15 protein-coding genes are annotated in these 17092 nt (G+C 61.3%); 8 read left to right on the forward strand and 7 right to left on the reverse strand.

Annotated features, from left to right (window positions below; translation table 11 throughout):
- Window positions 1–13 precede the first annotated feature (13 nt).
- Genes D0550_RS22420 through D0550_RS22430 form a run of 3 tightly spaced genes read left to right on the forward strand, consistent with a single transcriptional unit; the run spans window position 14 to window position 4349 of the window.
- On the forward strand, window positions 14–1723 hold the full coding sequence (locus D0550_RS22420; protein WP_153067274.1) for a CocE/NonD family hydrolase: 1710 nt from the start codon (window positions 14–16) through the stop codon (window positions 1721–1723).
- On the forward strand, window positions 1720–3357 hold the full coding sequence (locus D0550_RS22425; RefSeq protein WP_206606466.1) for an AMP-binding protein: 1638 nt from the start codon (window positions 1720–1722) through the stop codon (window positions 3355–3357). The genes D0550_RS22420 and D0550_RS22425 overlap by 4 nt, the downstream gene beginning before the upstream one ends.
- Complete coding sequence (locus D0550_RS22430; protein WP_161965985.1) at window positions 3354–4349, forward strand: amidohydrolase family protein; 996 nt, start codon at window positions 3354–3356, stop codon at window positions 4347–4349. Before D0550_RS22425 ends, D0550_RS22430 begins: the two co-directional genes overlap by 4 nt.
- Here the strand turns inward: D0550_RS22430 and D0550_RS22435 are convergent.
- The 3 genes from D0550_RS22435 to D0550_RS22445 are packed head-to-tail and all read right to left on the reverse strand — an operon-like array spanning window position 4332 to window position 7389.
- A complete protein-coding gene (locus D0550_RS22435; protein ID WP_116811422.1) occupies window positions 4332–5402 on the reverse strand; it encodes a phosphotransferase family protein in 1071 nt (356 codons plus the stop codon). The genes D0550_RS22430 and D0550_RS22435 overlap by 18 nt on opposite strands.
- Entirely contained in the window at window positions 5399–6571 is a 1173-nt protein-coding gene (locus tag D0550_RS22440) for an acyl-CoA dehydrogenase family protein (RefSeq protein ID WP_116811423.1), read from the reverse strand. The genes D0550_RS22435 and D0550_RS22440 overlap by 4 nt, the downstream gene beginning before the upstream one ends.
- 23 nt (window positions 6572–6594) lie before the next feature.
- The gene (locus tag D0550_RS22445) at window positions 6595–7389 is read right to left on the reverse strand and encodes an SDR family NAD(P)-dependent oxidoreductase (protein WP_116811424.1); all 795 of its coding nucleotides are present in this window, start codon (window positions 7387–7389) and stop codon (window positions 6595–6597) included.
- A 29-nt stretch (window positions 7390–7418) separates the two neighbouring features.
- On the opposite strand from D0550_RS22445, the gene D0550_RS22450 reads away from it, so the two are divergent.
- The 3 genes from D0550_RS22450 (at window position 7419) to D0550_RS22455 (ending at window position 9329) form a co-directional block, all read left to right on the forward strand.
- Entirely contained in the window at window positions 7419–8132 is a 714-nt protein-coding gene (locus tag D0550_RS22450) for a GntR family transcriptional regulator (RefSeq protein ID WP_116811425.1), read from the forward strand.
- A gap of 115 nt (window positions 8133–8247) precedes the next feature.
- Window positions 8248–8691, forward strand: coding sequence for a hypothetical protein (locus tag D0550_RS34650; RefSeq protein WP_153067276.1), 444 nt, complete (start codon window positions 8248–8250; stop codon window positions 8689–8691).
- Window positions 8688–9329 carry an SMP-30/gluconolactonase/LRE family protein gene (locus tag D0550_RS22455; RefSeq protein ID WP_153067277.1) on the forward strand — a complete coding sequence of 214 codons (642 nt, stop codon included), beginning with the start codon at window positions 8688–8690 and terminating at the stop codon, window positions 9327–9329. Before D0550_RS34650 ends, D0550_RS22455 begins: the two co-directional genes overlap by 4 nt.
- 63 nt (window positions 9330–9392) lie before the next feature.
- On the opposite strand, the gene D0550_RS22460 is transcribed toward D0550_RS22455, so the two are convergent.
- Window positions 9393–9713, reverse strand: coding sequence for a hypothetical protein (locus D0550_RS22460; RefSeq protein WP_116811427.1), 321 nt, complete (start codon window positions 9711–9713; stop codon window positions 9393–9395).
- A gap of 253 nt (window positions 9714–9966) precedes the next feature.
- Entirely contained in the window at window positions 9967–11244 is a 1278-nt protein-coding gene (locus D0550_RS22465; RefSeq protein ID WP_116811428.1) for a ScyD/ScyE family protein, read from the reverse strand.
- 639 nt (window positions 11245–11883) lie between these two features.
- On the opposite strand from D0550_RS22465, the gene D0550_RS22475 reads away from it, so the two are divergent.
- Window positions 11884–13431, forward strand: a complete 1548-nt coding sequence (locus tag D0550_RS22475; RefSeq protein WP_116811430.1) for a non-reducing end alpha-L-arabinofuranosidase family hydrolase — start codon at window positions 11884–11886, stop codon at window positions 13429–13431.
- Between the two features lie 86 nt (window positions 13432–13517).
- Window positions 13518–15182, forward strand: a complete 1665-nt coding sequence (locus tag D0550_RS22480; RefSeq protein ID WP_116811431.1) for an endo-1,4-beta-xylanase — start codon at window positions 13518–13520, stop codon at window positions 15180–15182.
- 137 nt (window positions 15183–15319) lie between these two features.
- Here the strand turns inward: D0550_RS22480 and D0550_RS22485 are convergent, their stop codons facing one another.
- On the reverse strand, window positions 15320–15745 hold the full coding sequence (locus tag D0550_RS22485) for an ExbD/TolR family protein (protein WP_116811432.1): 426 nt from the start codon (window positions 15743–15745) through the stop codon (window positions 15320–15322).
- Window positions 15746–15981: 236 nt separating this feature from the next.
- On the reverse strand, window positions 15982–17088 hold the full coding sequence (locus tag D0550_RS22490) for a hypothetical protein (protein ID WP_241520878.1): 1107 nt from the start codon (window positions 17086–17088) through the stop codon (window positions 15982–15984).
- Window positions 17089–17092 lie beyond the last annotated feature (4 nt).

The following is a 17092-nucleotide window of genomic DNA, read 5'->3' on the forward strand; positions in this document are numbered from 1 at the left end:
AGAGGGGGATGAGTTGAGCTCGATTAGTTACCGCGTGTTGCGCGATGTCGATGTGCCCATGCGCGATGGCGCGCGGTTGAAGACTGATTTGTGGTTGCCCGACGTCGAGCGTACGGTACCGGTGATCCTGTACCGGACGCCTTACGGCAAGAGCAACACCAGTCCGGATTTTCTGCGTCCTCAGCAATGCGTCGAGGCGGGCTTTGCCGCGGCGGTTCAGGACACTCGCGGGCGCTTCGCATCCGAAGGTAAGTGGCGTCCAGTGATGTGGGATCAGGAAGGCCTCGACGGTTACGACAGCGTCGAATGGCTCGCGGGGCAAAGCTGGTGCAACGGCAACGTCGGGATGAGCGGGCCGTCGTATCTTGGTATCTCCCAGCTGGTCTGCGCCGCCCTGCGCCCGCCGCACTTGAAGGCGATTGCACCGGCGCTTACGTCGACCGCGGAGTTCGATCGCATCGAAACCGGCGGCGCGATGCGCCTGGATCACATCATTGGCTGGGTTGCCTTCATGGCGCTCGACTGGTTGCAGAAGCGCGTGGCCGAAGGGAAGCCGCCGACGCCGCAGGAAGCCGCGCTGGTGTTTGCAGCCGTGCAGGATCCGAGGTCGCTGTTCGATCAGCGTCCATTGCGGGACATTGCGCTGTTCAAGTTGCCGGGCTTCCCGATCGGGTTCGATGAGCTGATGAGCGCGCTGGAATCGACCGAAAATATCGATGCGCGTGACATCGAGATCCCGGTGCTTCACACCGGCGGCTGGTACGACGTGTTCGCGCGCTCGACCGTCGGCATGTTCCGGCGTCAGACCGAAGCGGGGCATCGTCACAGTCATCTGTTGATGGGCTGCTGGACGCACGCCGGCACATTGCCTCAGTACCACGGCCAGGTGAACTTCGGCGTGATGGCCTCGGGTGCGGCTGCTCGTGTCCACGAACAGCACCTGAATTTCTTCCGCCAGCACTTGCTGCAGGAAGAGGTCAGGGCGCCGCGCGTGAAATATTTCTTGATGGGTGCCAATACCTGGCATGAAGCGGAGGCGTGGCCGCCGGCCGGAACTAGCGCGCGGCGTTTCTATTTGCACGAAGGGCAATCGCATCGTGAGCTGAGCGTGGATGCACCTGGCTCACCGCAATCCGCTGCAAGCTATGTCTACGATCCCGCCCATCCCACGCCGTCTTGCGGAGGGCGCACGCTCTATCTCGGCCGGCTGGCGATGGGCCCAATCGATCAGGCACCGCTGCAACGACGCACCGATGTGCTGAGCTATCTCGGTCAGCCACTGACGGAAGCAATGGATGTCGTGGGCAGCGTGACGGCGCAGTTGCATGTGTCGAGCACCGCGCCGGACACCGATTTCATCGTGAAGCTCGTCGATGTATCCGCGGATCAGATCGCGTTTGCCCCGTTTTTGCGAAAGGCGCACTGCGCAATGCGTTTTGGGCGTTTCAAGGGGTCTTTCCGCGCGCCGCAGGCGTATGTGCCAGGCACAGTGGAGCGCATCACGATCTCGCTGGGCGACGTGGCCTGGCGAGTGCCGCCGGGTCATCGACTGTGCCTGCAGATCCAAAGCGCCAATTATCCGCACCTGGATCCGAACATGAATACCGGCGGCGCCCTGGGTGCCGATGCGAGCGGCGTGGCCGCGACCAATCGCATCCATCACGATCCAGAGCGCTTGTCGTGGATCGAGGTCAGTGTGGTTAGCGCGACGACGAGGCAATGATGCAAAGGTCTGAAGTTTCACTGTCCTGGCACGATCCTCACGTGCCGCCGCGTGAGTCGATTGTGCTTCGCTACGTGCTGGAGCGCCACGAGGCGCAGCAGCCAGAAAACACATACGCGTTGTTCCCCGATGGCAGTCAATGGACGTATCGACAGACTGCCGCTGCCGCTCGGCAGGCAGCGTGCGCGCTGGCTCGTTTGGGCGTGCGTCAGGGGCATCGTGTACTGAGCTGGTTGCCGAACGGCACGGACGCATTGCGAGCGTGGTTCGGTATCAACTGGCTCGGCGCGACGTACGTACCGATCAATACGGCCTATCGCGGCGGTCTGCTGGCGCACGTCATCGAGAACTCGGGCGCGGAAGTGATGATCTGCTCGGCGGCCTACGTGTCGCGGCTGCAGGGTATGAAATTCTCGAAGTTGAAGGCGCTCATCATTGCCGATGCCGCGGAAGTGCCGCCGTCGGTGCCGGTGGAGATTTGTCATGGCGCGGATGTCATGGCGGCGCCGATCGATGAGTCGCTATTGGAGCTGCCGCGTCCGATCGAATCGTGGGACGAGCAGTCAATCATCTATACCTCGGGAACCACGGGGCCTTCCAAGGGGGTGCTCAGCTCCTACTGTCACCTCGCGACTTCGGCGCTGGTCGCGTTCGAGGAGCGGGATGCCGAAGGCATGCGCTATCTGGTCACGCTGCCTATGTTCCATGCCGGCGGCACCATTGGCATCATGGGCATGGTATTGCTCGGGCGCTCGATCGCGCTGCCCGAGCGCTTCGAGACCGATCGATTCTGGAGCACCATTCGCACCACCGGCGCCACGTGCTGCACGTTGCTGGGCGCGATGGCGACCTTCCTGATCAAACAACCGCCGGCGAGCAACGACCGCGATCATACGCTGCGCTGGGCCGTCATCATTCCCTACACCGGCGATGCGAAGAAGTTTCAGCAGCGCTTCGGGGTGGACATGTACTGCATGTTCAACATGAGCGAGGTCTCTATTCCCATCGTTTCCCACGCGAATCCGGAGGCGGTTGGGGCTTGCGGCATGTTGCGTGCCGGTATGCAGGCGCGTCTGGTGGATGAGCACGACGTCGATGTACCGGAAGGCGAGGTTGGCGAGCTCATTCTGCGTTCTGAGCGCGGCTGGTCCATGAATCACGGCTACAACGCCGCGCCGGAAGCCACCGCGGCGGCATGGCGCAACGGCTGGTTCCATACCGGCGATGCCTTCCGTCGCGGCAGCGATGGCAGTTTGTACTTCACGGACCGAATCAAGGACTCGATCCGCCGGCGCGGCGAGAATATTTCCTCGCTGGAGGTGGAGCGCGAGTGCCTGGTTCATCCCCAGGTGCTGGAGGCAGCCGCCATCGGCGTGCCGAGCGAGTTCAGCGAGGACGATGTGATGGTGGTGCTGGCTCCGGTGAAGGGTCAGAACATCGATCCCATCGAGTTCTTCGAATTCCTGCGCCCACGCATGGCGCACTTCATGTTGCCTCGATACATCCGCATCCTGAACCAGCTGCCGCGAACGCCGACGGAGAAGGTGCAGAAGGCGGTGTTACGCGAACAGGGCGTCACACCGCAGACGTGGGATCGAGAGCAGCACGGCATTTCTGCCAAGGCCAGAGCTTGAACGCCGCCGTCAACGAACTGCCAGCGCCGGCACAAGTGATCGATGTCTGCGGGGTCCATTACGACCTCGCGGGCTGGGAAGCGTACTTGCTGGGGTTCGCTCGCGACGCACCGGAATACTTGACGAAGTTCGCGCCTCGCTTGTGTTCACTGGCGGGTGCTGACCTGTCGAAGTATCGTGAGTATCTGCAAGCGTCGCCTGAGCGAGCGGTGCTGTATCTGCTGGAGCAGGGCGGAAGTTTCGACCAGCCGTTTGATGAGTACGCGGCCGCGTTACCGACTCATATCGTTCACACGGTTTTGCAGGGCTGTGCCTGGCGTAGCCGCGATGGTCGAAGCGCCAACGATTACATCGCCGCGTGTGCGCGCAAGATGCCGGATCGCTTCACCGCTTGGGCCGGCGTGAGTCTGCGCGATCCCGAAGCTGCTGTGCGCGAGTTGCATCGGTGTGTCAAAGAGCTGGGGATGCGCGGCGTCACGCTAATTCCATTTTGGGACGGCGTGGCGGCGTCCGATCCGTCGTGCAAGTCGGTCTACGATGCTGCCCTGGAGTTGCAGTTGCCGTTGTGGATCCACACCGGTCATCACTTCAGTGCGCGCGTGCCGCTCGAGTTGGCGCACTGGCGTCATATCGATGCGGTGGCGAGTGCCTATCCGCAACTGACGCTGGTGCTCGGCCACGGTGCTTGGCCTTGGGTCGCGGAGGCAGTGTCGCTTTGTCTGCGGCACTCGAACGTCTATCTGGAGTTCTCATCTCATCGTCCGGCGTACATGTCGCGCGCTGGTTCGGGTTGGGAGCCGATGTTGTTTCACGCGGCCGGGGCGCTGCGCGATCGAGTGTTGTTCGGTACGTCGGCGTGGACGTCACAGCAGAGTGTGGAGCAGCTCGCGGCGGAAACGCAGGCCCTGCCCATCCCGCCGCAGATCGCATCGAAGTGGCTGGCGGGAAATGCGCTCAGGGCGCTAGGGCCGCTGCTACCCGCGGCCCCGTAACGAAGTCTGTCGCCAGCCCAGCTCGGCGAGGAACGGAAACGCGTTCGCTCGCGACTGTGCGTGAGCTGACGCCGCAGTACCGCGGGCGACGCGTCCGCGAATGCCGTGGAAAATTGCGGCCAGACGGAACAGGCTGAAGCACAGGTAGTAGTTGTAATCGGCGATCGCATCGAGCCCCAGCGAGCTCGCATACGTCGCTACATACTCGCGCTCGGTAGGAATGTTCAGGGTGGCGAGATTCGCATCGCCCAAACTCGCGACGATACGTGGCGGAACGTGATACATGAGCGCGTGGTAGGCGAAATCGGCGAACGGGTGCCCGAGCGTCGACAGTTCCCAATCCAGCACCGCAATGACCTGCGGCCGGTGCGGATGAAAGATCACGTTGTCGCAGCGGAAGTCGCCGTGCACGATGGTGGTCCGATCGTCGCTGGGCACGTGCTCGCCGAGCCAGTCGATGAGCCGCTCCATGTTGTCGTCTCGGCCGGCGAGCGTGTCGTTGCGATATTGATCGGAGAGCCGCCGTAGCTGGCGTTGCACGTAACCGCCGGTGCGACCGTAATCTCCCAGGCCGATTTTCTGCGGATCAAGCGCATGCAGTTGCGCGAGCGTCTGACTCAGCGCGTGGAAATACTCCGGGCGCTGCTCGTGCGGCACTTCGGGAAACGTCGCGTCCCAGAAGATCCGGCCTTCCACCAGGTCCATCACGTAGAACGGCGTGCCGAGAATGGACTCATCCGTGCACAGCGCATGGAGACGAGGCACCGGAAAACCGGCGGTGCCAAGTGCCGATTGGACGCGCGCTTCGCGCTCGACAGCGTGGGCGCCCGGCAGTATCGGACCGGGTGGCTTACGACGCAGCACGTAGCAGGCGTTAGCCGTCGTGAGCTTGTAGGTGGGGTTGGATTGGCCGCCCTTGAACTGCTCGACTTGCAGCGGGCCGGCAAAGCTCTGCACGTGTTCTCGCATCCATTCGGTCAGTCGTGCGGCGTCGAGCTCATAGCCGGCACGCACCGGTGTCGTGCCGACGTTGGCTTGCTGGCTGGTGCTCATGACACGGCCTGCAAGTGATCGCGCTTGAGTTTCTTGGCTAGCGACCACTTGTGCACTTCGGTCGGGCCGTCGTAGATACGGAACGCGCGGACTTCGCGAAACACCTGTGCCACGACGGTGTCACCCGACACGCCGGTACCACCCATCACCTGGACGCAACGATCGGCGATCCGGAACAACGCATCGGCGGCGGCGACTTTGGTCATGGAGCTTTCGCTGATGCCCGGCGAGCCGCTATCGAGCACGCCGGCGCACCAGTCGATCATCAGCTCCACCTGCTTCAGATCGATGAGATTGTCGGCCAACTGAAAGCCTACGCCTTCGTGTTCGATGAGCAACTTGCCGAATGCACGACGCTGGCAGGCGTATGCAGTCGCGATTTCGTGCGCGCGTTGGCAAGCGCCGAGCCAGCGCATGCAATGAGACAGGCGAGCGGGCGACAGTCGGATCTGAGCGAGTGCGAAGCCCTGTCCGGGCTCGCCCAGCATTTGCTCGCGCGGAACTCGCAAGTTCTCGATCTTCAGCAGCGAGTGGCCGCCGGCGAACGAGCTGTCGATGGTTTCCAGCACGCGCTCGACGCGAATGGCGGGGTTGGGCAGCTTCACCAGAAACATCGACGCTGCCACTTTGCCAGCGCTGCCGGTGTTGGCCATGACAATGCCCACACCCGCGCCCTGGAAGCCAGTGATGAACGTCTTGCGTCCATTGATGATCCAATCATCGCCCTCCTGTACCGCGGTGGTTTGCAGCATGGACGGATCGGAGCCAGCGCCCTGATCGTCGGCGGGTTCCGTCATCAGGAACGCGGAGCGCACTTCACCGCGCACGACCGGCTCCAGAAACCGCTCCTTCTGCGCAGGCGAGGCTACTTTGCCCAAGAGGAACATGTTGCCTTCGTCGGGCGCGTTGGTATTGCAGGCGAGGGGACCGAGAGGGGACAGGCCGGTGCGAATCAAGACCGTCGCCGTTTGGCGCTGGGTGAGGTGAGTGCCATCAGGGCGGATGTGAGGGGTCAACACACCTGCCTGCCGCGCCTTGGTTCGAAGCTCATCGATGAGTTCCTGCAATGGCCCGTGTGCAGTATTGCGCGGATCTTGCTCGTATGGGATGACGATATCGCGCACGAATCGTTCGACACGGTCGGCGAGTTGGTTGATTTCGATGTTCATGTCATGACCTTCGCAATGGTCGATCAAAGCCCGCTTACGAGATGGCCGCCGTCGACATTCAGCACGGAGCCAGTGATATAGCTCGCGGCATCGGAGGCCAGCAGCAACAACGGTGCGGTGAGTTCGCCCACGGTGCCGAGGCGGCGTTGTGGAATTCGCTGAATCAACGCCTTGCCGGCATCGGTGTGCCAGAAGTCGCGATTCAGTTCGGTATCGATGTAGCCAGGGGCGAGGGCGTTGACGCGAATGTTGAAGCGCGCCAACTCCAATGCCAGCACTTTGGTCAGCTGCACGACGCCAGCTTTGGAAACGGCGTAGGGCAGGACACCGCCCGCCTGTCGCAAGCCGAGAATCGAGGCGATATTGACGATGCTGCCGCCGCACCCGCGCTCGCGCATGCTGCGGCTCACGGCTTGTGCGAGCAGAAACATTCCTTTCAGGTTTGTATCTAGCACGGCGTCCCAGTCCGCTTCGGTCTGCTGCAACGCTGGGGCGCTGCGAACCACGCCGGCATTGTTGATGAGGATGTCCACGCCGCTCAGCGAACCCTCCAGCGCGTGAATGCTGGCGCTGTCGGTGACGTCCAGTTGCAGGGTTCGCGCCTTACCGCCTGCGGCGGCAATGGCGCGACTGACTTCTGCCAGCGCCGATTCACGACGTGCCGCGAGGACGACTTCGGCGCCGGCACTGGCTAGTACTTTTGCGAAATGCGCGCCGAGGCCGCTCGATGCCCCCGTGATGAGGGCGGTTTTCCCACTGAGATTGGTCACGGTCCCTTGATGTCGGGTGAAAGTCGGGCAAGATTGTGGAACAATCATAAGGGGCAATTACTCGGCAGGGCAACCGCATGGCGAATCGGTCCACGGCAAATCAGGAAGCGGATGGTGAGCTCGGCGTCGATGCGCAGCCGACGGGCAGCGTCAGCGAAGAGGTTTGTCGGCGCATCCTGCGCGATCTGGAAATGAGACGGCTGGTCCCCGGGCAGCGCTTGATCGAAACGGAATTGGCGTTGCGTTTCGGCGTCGGGCGCAACGCGGTCCGCGAGGCCATTCATTGGCTCGCGGCCAAGGGCATTGTCGATGTGAGCCGCAACCGATCGCCGGCCATCCGCGAGTTGTCCCTGGAAGAGGTGATGGAGGTGCTCGAGGTGGCCGAGCCACTAAATGCCTTGCTGGCGCGTCTGGCCGCCCGCAATTTCGACCGCGCGACGCATGCGCAGTCGTTTCGTCAATTGACTCAGGATCTGAGCGCGAAGGAACTACTGCAGGATCCGGAGCTTTTCGCCGCCACGCGACGCAAGTTCTACCGCCTGCTGCTCGACACCGCGGGGAATCGCGAACTGCGCCGGCACTTTGCTTCGATAAATATGCAGATCGTGTACGCGCAATATCCGTTGGCGCGATTGCAGGCAATTCGAGCCGAAGACTACGTGGCCATTTGCCGCGCCGTTACGGGCGGCAAGCCGTCCGAGGCTGAGGGCGCAGCGAAGCGCCATGTGAAGCGCGTTCGCGAGATCATCGTAGAGTTGGCGGCGGCGATACCCTCAGGGACGATCTCGTAGCGCCTTTGAATGGCGCGATCGGCGCCATCATTGGCAGTCAATCCCGGCTGGCAGTCAGCTAAAATCAACGGTGTACAAAGGATCTGAGCGATCAGCGGCCCGGAGATAATGAAGCATGAAGCTGTCGTCGAGTACCGTAGCAGCCCTGGTATTGATGTGTTCCCTAACCGGCGCTGCGTTCTTGAGCAAGGCTGCCCGCACCTCTGACTGTCAAGCGGACGAACGCGCGGCATATATTTGCAATGTGCTGAACGTGGAAGATCTCGTGGCCATCCGCAACACCTCGTTGGGTTGCTCGCGGGCCGGCTTCACAGATTCCGCCGACCAAGGGCGGTTTTTTTCTATCTCATCGACGTACGCACCGGCGCTGCGCGTCCCGCCGTACCCAATTTCAAGCAGCCACAGGCGCCGATATATTCCGAATGTCCCAGCGCTCCCGGAAAAGATGAGTTTGCAGCGCACGGCATTGCCATCCGCTATGGAGCGGGATCAAAACATGAGCTGTACGCGGTCAATCACAACGGTCGCCACGCCATTGAAATCTTCGATCTGGATGTGAGCGCGACTCAGCCGGAGCTGACCTGGAAAGGCTGTGTCGTGGTGCCGGCCGCCGTCATGCCAAATTCAGTAGCACCGCTGCCTGGCGGCGGATTTGTGGTTACCAGTTTCGGCATCCGTACGGATCCTCAGACCTATCAAAAGGCCATGGTGGGCGGCATCAGCGGCTTCGTTGCCAAGTGGGCACCCGGCGCTGGCTGGTCGGAAGTGCCCGGCACGCAATTCTCCGCGGACAATGGCATCGCGGTCTCTGAGGATGGCAAGAGAATGTTTGTAACGGGCTGGGGCGACAGCAAGCTCCACATAATCACGCTCGGTGACATTCCATACACTCACCAGGCGCTGGATCTGGGCGCGTTCCACCCAGATAACATTCGTACCATGGACGACGGCAGGTTGCTGATTGCCGGCCAGGCAGCGAAGCCGGCAGAGATTCTCGCGTGCGTGGATCGCCCGAGCTGCGAAGTTGGCTTCAAAGTGATCGCCGTCGACCCTGTTTCTCTGTCGATCCAGCCGTTGCTCGATGAACCCGGCAGCACCACGTTCGGCGGTGCCTCGGCCGCGATTCAGGTCGGCGAAGAGCTTTGGGTGGGTACGTTTAGCGGCTTGCGGATTGCGCGCTATCCATTGAGAAAATGACACGGCAGGGGGTGAGGGCGCTCCGATTCGAACGCCCCAGCCCACCGCTCGCCGATTTCCCGCTCACGATGTCCGCTGTCGCTTGCGCCGCAGCGGCATAGGCGTCGGATTAGCGGTTGCAACACGCCCGTCCGCGGCCGTTTCGGCTTTTGTCCGCTGCAGCTCCGAAAGCAGCTGATGCAGGTACGGTAGCGCCGCAACTTCGCCCGCGCTCACGCCTCGGCCATTCCAACCCCGCGGCATCAGTACGCCCGCCGACATGCGCCAGTCGCGCCAATCGGGCCACGGCATCACGCCGAAAAGTTTCCGGTGAGACCAGGCAGTCCGCAGCGTGGTCACATTGCCCAGGAAGCCTTGCATCAACAGGTCGTCGATTTCATCCATAAGTCAGTGCCTTAGCTTGGTTGGTTCGGCGCACCAAAGGACGCATAATGCATATTATGTTAATTAAAGGACACGCCAAGTAAGGGGGTGCTTTGCAGTACCTGCTACTGACATCCTGGACGCAATTTTCTAAGCGTCCTGCTCATGCGATTCGAGCGTGCGCGTTTCGGCGCGGTTTGGGATTCGTTGTGCAGAGACAGAGGCAGGCCTGCATGACAGCCAAAGGTCCAGGTAACCGTCACGTCACTTCTTCTCAGTCGATCGGCACCTTCACCAGCGTTCCTCGCAGCAGCTCGGTCACATAGAGCGTGCCGGACCTCTGATCGAGCGACATTGACGTCGGGCGATACAGCGTGCACTGGTTGACCTTGGCCGCGCTGCTGTCCGGCGTGTCGAAACGCTTGATTGATGCGCCAGTCGGAGGAAAGTCGGGAACCGGGGCGAAATTATTCTCCAGCACCAGGTAGTCGACGCCGTTGCGATTTCGGACAGGCAGGACCTCGATGGCCGTCCGCAGACCGGTAATGAAATCGCTCTGATCGCCGCTCGTACGGTCCACAGCCTTGATGCGCGAGACGCCTGGAAGAAACGGCGCGCCCGAGAACAACGCCACCAGCAATTCACCGTGTACCTGAGAGATTCCCGTTGGCACCGGCTCCACGGACGGCGGTCCGGCGGCACCAGGCCGATTCTGAATACTGTCGAAGCTCGCGAGCGTCGCGTACGCCCCCGAGGCGCGATCAACCTTCACCAGACGATTCAAGCCGCCATTGGTGACGAACAAGTTTTGCTGCCCGACCAGGACGCCAAAGGGGTTCGAGTTCCTCACATTGTTCGGCAGGTCCGGCAAGGGATTGCTCTCATAGTCCGGGAAGTCCACGACCACTTCAACGGTGATGCGATCGCCGCCGCCATTCGATAAAGTCACCGTCTTACCACCCGCAAGACTCATTTGCTGCTGCTCAGTGAGCCTGAATCCCTGGGTCTGTCGCTCGGCCGCGCTGCTCAAGTGAATCGCGAGGATCGAAGTGAAGATCGGCGAAGAAACATCGGGATTCGGCAGCCACGAGCCCATCACCGGGCCAAGGATGACAGTATCGCCTTGACCGATGGCCACATACACGGTGCGACCGCTCATTGTCAGAGAGTTAGGTCCGGAAGCATCTCCGCCCGCCGCATTGGTTCCTTGCGGCAGACCGTCGAGCAGCGTGCGGCGAGTGCCGTCCGGACTCACTATGGAAATGCGCCCGGAGTTGGGGACGTTGACGGTGCCCGTCTCCGAGACCAGCAAGTTACCCTCCTCTGTCAATACACTCCCGATCGGAGCTCGCAAACCGCTGGCAACCACCGCACAGTCTTCGTCTGCATGAGCAGCAATGTTTGTTAGGGATGCGCTTGCGCCGAGAGTGGCAATAGCAGCGCGGCGGATCAACGTACGGATGCGTGCTGTGTGCATGGAGCGCTCCCGACAACGCGTGAGGCAATGCGAGGAGAACGGTCCGTCGTCGTTCGCGTTTATATACGCGGCCATCTGCTGTTCGAGTAGCTGTATTATCTCTTAACTAACAGCAGCAAGAACTCGCACGAACGATGCAACGCAGTGTTGATCGAGACTCATCGCCGAGGAATTCGCCAGTCAGCGCTCACCACAGGTCCGACCCGTAGCGCCGGAATATCTGCTGCTGTTAGCGGCCGGAACGTTTTGAGCGCACCGGCATCGACTGGGCGGATATGTTGTCGAGGAGCAGCTGCGCATCGCAAACACGGGAACGCTGAGCGCGCTGTCGGTGACCATTGTCGTTCAGCGCACATCGTGCATCAGCTTTTCCGGACAATACAACACCATGGGTTCGAATTTCGTCCAGAGCAGCAACAGCACAGCCAGCAAGAAAGGACCACGAGACACGCGGAGTGACGCTCGGCGTCACCCCGCTCACTGCGCCCTTCCCTCCCTCTTGCGCTGTCGGACCGGCGAGGCGAATCGTTGCGGACTGCGCGCTGACGGCAGTCTCAAAAAATTGCCGATGAAAAGGTTTTCTTTATTGAAATTCGCGCGCGACGTGGGGTACTCTAAATCGGCGAGCGCTTGTACCTCCGCACAGCTCTCGATGCGAGAAGTGCCGTTCGCGACCAACGATTATTCGCGCGTGGTGCGCAGGGGGAAGCAAACATGGATGTTGCGCTTTTCGGACGTCATCGCGGTGGCTGGCGCTCAGGCCTGAGCGCACTGGCAGCGACGCTTGTCATTGTTATCACGTTGGGAACGGTAGCAGCGCCACCCGCCTCGGCGGCCACGGTGGATACCGCCGCGTGGTACGTGCTCGTGAATCGGCATAGTGGCAAGGCGTTGGATTTATATAACCTCGCAACCAACGACGGTGCGATCATCGCGCAATGGACGCGCAACGACGGAGCGTGGCAGCAGTGGCAGTTCGTGGACTCGGGCGGCGGCTACTACCGGCTCAAGTCACGACATTCGGGCAAAGTGCTCGATGTTTTCAACTGGTCCAGCGCGGATGGCGCCGCGATCGTACAGTGGACAGATACAAACGGTGCCAATCAGCAGTTCCGTCTCTCGGACTCGGACGGCGGCTATGTACGGCTCATCAACCGCAACAGCAACAAGGTCGTCGAGGTGCAAGGCGCCTCGACCGCCGATGGCGCGAGCGTCGTGCAGTACTTCGACTGGAACGGCGCCAACCAGCAATGGCAGCTCGTCCGCGTGGACGGAACGACGCCCGGTGGAACGTTGCCATCGTCGATTCGATGGAGCTCCAGCGGTGTGTTGGCGGGTCCGAAGCCGGACTCCACGCATGGCGATGTAGTAGCCATCAAGGATTTCACGGTAGTACGGCACAACAACGCGTGGCAGGTCTACGCGACGACAGCGAGTCCGTCGCAGGGGTGGAACCTGGTGCATTTCTCGTTTGCGGATTGGCCGCAGGCGAACGCGGCGACGCATACGTATCTGGATACGGCAACGCCCATCGGTCGCGGATATCGTGCCGCCCCTCATGTCTTCTACTTCGCGCCACAGAACCTGTGGTATCTGCTCTACCAAACCGGCCTGCCAACCTATTCGACCAGCACGGATCCGAGTAATCCTCGCTCGTGGACGACGCCACGAAACTTCATGAGTAGTGAGCCGGCGATCGTGACGCAGAACAAGGGCAATGGTTCGTGGCTGGACTTCTGGATGATTTGCGATACCGCCAATTGTTACTTGTTTTCCAGCGACGACAACGGACACATCTATCGGTCGCAGACGACGCTGGCGAATTTTTCCCCCAACGGCTTTCGGCAACACGGCGATTTGCGTTTACAGGAAGATTCGCGCTTCGCGTTGTTCGAGGGCACAGCGGTCTACAAGGTAACCGGTACCAACCAATATCTGCTGTTACAGGAAGCGATCGGGTCGGATGGGCGGCGTTGGTATCGCTCGTTCACGTCGAGCAGCCTCTCAGGGTCGTGGACCCCGCACCTGGCAACCGAGTCGAACCCCTTCGCTCGATCCAACACTGTCACGTTCAATGGCACCGCCTGGACTCGGGACTTCAGCCATGGGGAGCTGATCCGGATGGGTAACGACCAGACGATGCCGTTGAGTCCGTGCCGGTTGCAGTTCCTGTATCAAGGACAGGATCCGAACGCCGGCGGTGACTACATCCGCCTGCCCTGGCGGATGGGATTGCTGACCCAGACCAACTCTTCCTGCTAACTGTTTGTCGAGCCGTATCTGTCGGAGGGAATCACGAAGCCAATTTTGTTAGCGATAACTTTGGAAAACCGAAGGGGGATCATCAGATGGAACGATCAAGAATCAAAGCCGGGCATTCGAAGTGGGTGTTAGCCCCCACGAGGATCCTGGCGGCAGGAGTGATTGCGATCGCTGCCCTGTTTGCAACGGGGCTCGTCACGGAGGCTGACGCTCAAAGTAATTCCACAATCGTGGTGCGCGCCCGCGGCACAGCCGGCGGCGAAACGATCTCGCTGCGGGTCGATAATGCCAACGTGGCGAGCTGGACGCTGACGACGAGCTACCAGAACTACACCGCATCGACGAGCCTTACCGGCGGCATTACGGTCGCGTTTACCAACGATGCCAGTGGCCGCGACGTGCAAGTGGACTACATCGTCGTCAACGGGGAGACCCGCCAGTCGGAGAACCAGAGTTACAACACCGGGGTGTACGCGAATGGCAGTTGCGGCGGCGGCTCGAACAGCGAATGGATGCATTGCAACGGTGCGATTGGCTATGGCCCGGTCGCCAATTCAGCCAACAGCATCGTCGTTCGTGCGCGTGGTACTGCGGGCGGCGAGTCCATCACCTTAGGCGTCGACAATACCAATCTTGCGACCTGGACACTGACGACGAGCTTCCAGGACTACACCGCGTCGACCACCCTCACCGGTGCGATCACGGTGGCGTTCACCAACGATGCCAGTGGCCGCGACGTGCAGGTGGACTACATCGTCGTCAACGGACAAACGCGTCAGGCGGAGGCTCAGAGCCAGAACACCGCGGTCTACGCGAATGGCAGTTGTGGTGGCGGCAGCTTCAGCGAATGGATGCACTGTAACGGCGTCATTGGATTCGGGAACGTCAATGGCGGCGGCACCGGACCTCTGCCGGCGTTTTTCGTCGGCAACATCACGACCAACGGCGCCGTCAGGTCCGATTTCATCCGGTACTGGGATCAGATCACGCCGGAGAACGAGGGCAAGTGGGGCACGGTCGAAGCGACGCGGGATGTCTATAACTGGAGCGGCCTGGACCGGGCGTACAACTACGCGATAGCGAACAACATCCCGTTCAAGCACCACACCTTCATTTGGGGCAATCAGGCGCCGAGCTGGATCAACTCGCTGAGCGCGTCCGAACAGGCCGCGGAGATCGAGGAATGGATTCGCGACTACTGCGCGCGTTATCCGAAAACGGCGCTGATCGACGTGGTCAATGAGGCCACGCCAGGCCACGCACCGGCCGGGTTTGCGCAGAACGCGTTCGGCAGCAATTGGATCATCCGCTCCTTCCAACTGGCGCGGCAGTACTGCCCCAACGCCGTCCTGATCCTCAATGACTACAATGTGCTGAGCTGGGACACCGACAGGTTCATCCAGATGGCCACTCCGGCCGTCAACGCCGGCGTCGTCGACGCTCTGGGCGCGCAGGGTCACGGTCTGGAGGGCCAGTCTCTAAGCAGCATCCAGAGCAAGCTGAATCAGGTGGCCGCGCTGGGCCTCCCGATCTACATCACGGAGTACGACGTCGCCAGAACCAACGATCAGGAGCAGTTGCAGATCATGCAGACGCAATTCCCGCTGTTCCGCAATCATCCGTCCGTGGCGGGCATCACCCTCTGGGGATACGTGGTTGGCAGCACATGGGTGAACGGCAGCGGGTTGATCAACAGCAACGGCACGCAGCGCCCCGCCATGACCTGGCTGATGAACTACTTGGGCCGCTGACTTTTTGTAATGCGGGCTCCGCATGGCGCAGGCCCTTAGCATCACGCCCCTCCACGGAGGGGCGTGTCTTTGGGCTCACTTGGCTGTGTGGTGTTCCAGCTGGAGCGGCTTTCGAGTTGTTCGACGCCGACACTAATTCATTCATTCATGAATTGCTCGTTGCCGACGAACCCGATGCGCTGCATGCCATTGCGTTGCGCGATTGCCAGCACCTTCGCCACTGTGTCGTACGCCGCACGACGGTCCGGACGCACGTGCAACTCGGGCTGTGGGCGCCGCGCCGCTTCGGCCCGGAAGTAACCTTCCAACTCATCAAGAGTAACTACGTTGCCGTCCCACAGCACCGTACCGTCCCAGTCGATGTCGACGCGGATGGGTTGAGTTTGGATCTGATCTGGCGGCGGCGTCCTGGCCGAGGGCATATCCAACTTCACGGCGTGCGTCAGCACCGGCAACGTGATGATGAACATGATCAATAGCACCAGCATCACGTCGATCAATGGCGTGGTGTTGATGTCCAGCATGGGTTCGCCTTCGCCCCCGCCGCCCACGTTCATTGCCATGGCAAAGCACCTTTCATGCCCGGCGTATCGTCTGACGACTCGTGCGTTCTCCGAGACCGGAGCAATTACGCCTGCCGGGCGTGCGTAAGCCGCAGGACTCTCGGAGGTCTCACAATTTGAGCTTGGCAGTTACACAAGGAAAGAGGCCGGTCCACGTAGGTCATCGGCGCACGGAGGGTAGGCGCGCCCGAGAGGCGGCGCGCGCATCTGTGTGCATGCGGGACAGGTGCGGACGCTCAGCGCGACGACATCAGGCTCTCGGTTTCCGGATGGATCACGTAAACCTGCACGAGCTTGATATCCATCGCCGCGGAGATCGCGGTGTTCTCACCGGTCTTCGGATCAGGATAACCGTCGGCGAGCTTGCGTAGCGCACGATAAATGGACGGCGCCGACGCCTGGCCGTAACTCGCGTGATGGGTGGCCCACGACGTGTTCATCGCGTAGTACCACTGCTCCACGTCCGCGTAGCCGCCGAGCACACCCTCGGCTTTCTCAGGCGTCAATGTCAGGCGCAGCTTCATGCCCTTGAACTTGATGATGGACGGGTCCGACAGCGCCAGCTCCGGCAGCTCCAGGTCGACCGGATCGGTCTCGAGCACGCCATTGACGATGCGGCCCTTGGTGCTGACATGAAACCGCGTGCCGAAACGCGTGTCGATCCGTTGCGAGCCGCCGGGCAGAAAGTGTCCGGTCGAGTCGGCGAGCAGATGATCCAGCGTGCGGTAATAGGAAACGGTGACGTCCGGATCGTTCTTGAGACTGTCGACGTTGCTCAGCTCGAAGACCACGCGATTGAATCGATTCTGCTGGCGCCACTTGGTAGTGATGATGCCGAGCTCGCCTTCCTTCCGATAGTTGCGCACGCAGCCGACGACGCGGAACAGCTGATTGTCGATGCCGGTACGGCCGTCGTCGCTGATGAAGTCCTCGGGCGAGTTCTTGCCATCGAGATCGATGCCCAACGCGTATTTACCAGTGGCTTCGTGATATTCGAATCCATCTGGCTGGGTGTCCGGAAACCAGACCTGCGATTCGTAAGCGAGCTGCGTGTCGATCAGCTTGCGCGGCTTGCCCTTCTCCGGATACAGGATCGCGAACTGCTCGCGCGGTCCGATATTCCAGCCATTGGGACATTCTTCCTTGCCGCCTTCCGTTTCTCGAATGCCCCAGTACTCGTCCCACAGCACATAGCCGATGCGCCCGCCCGGCGGTGCCCAATCCTCGGGAACTGCGACCGCCGCTTTCTTTGTTTCCTCCGCCCGCGGCGACGCCGCGGTCGTCAACAACGGCAGTGCCAGCGCCGCGAGCGCTACTTTCGGCAGCAAACGAAAGTCGATCATATTG

The organism is Steroidobacter cummioxidans, from assembly GCF_003104955.1.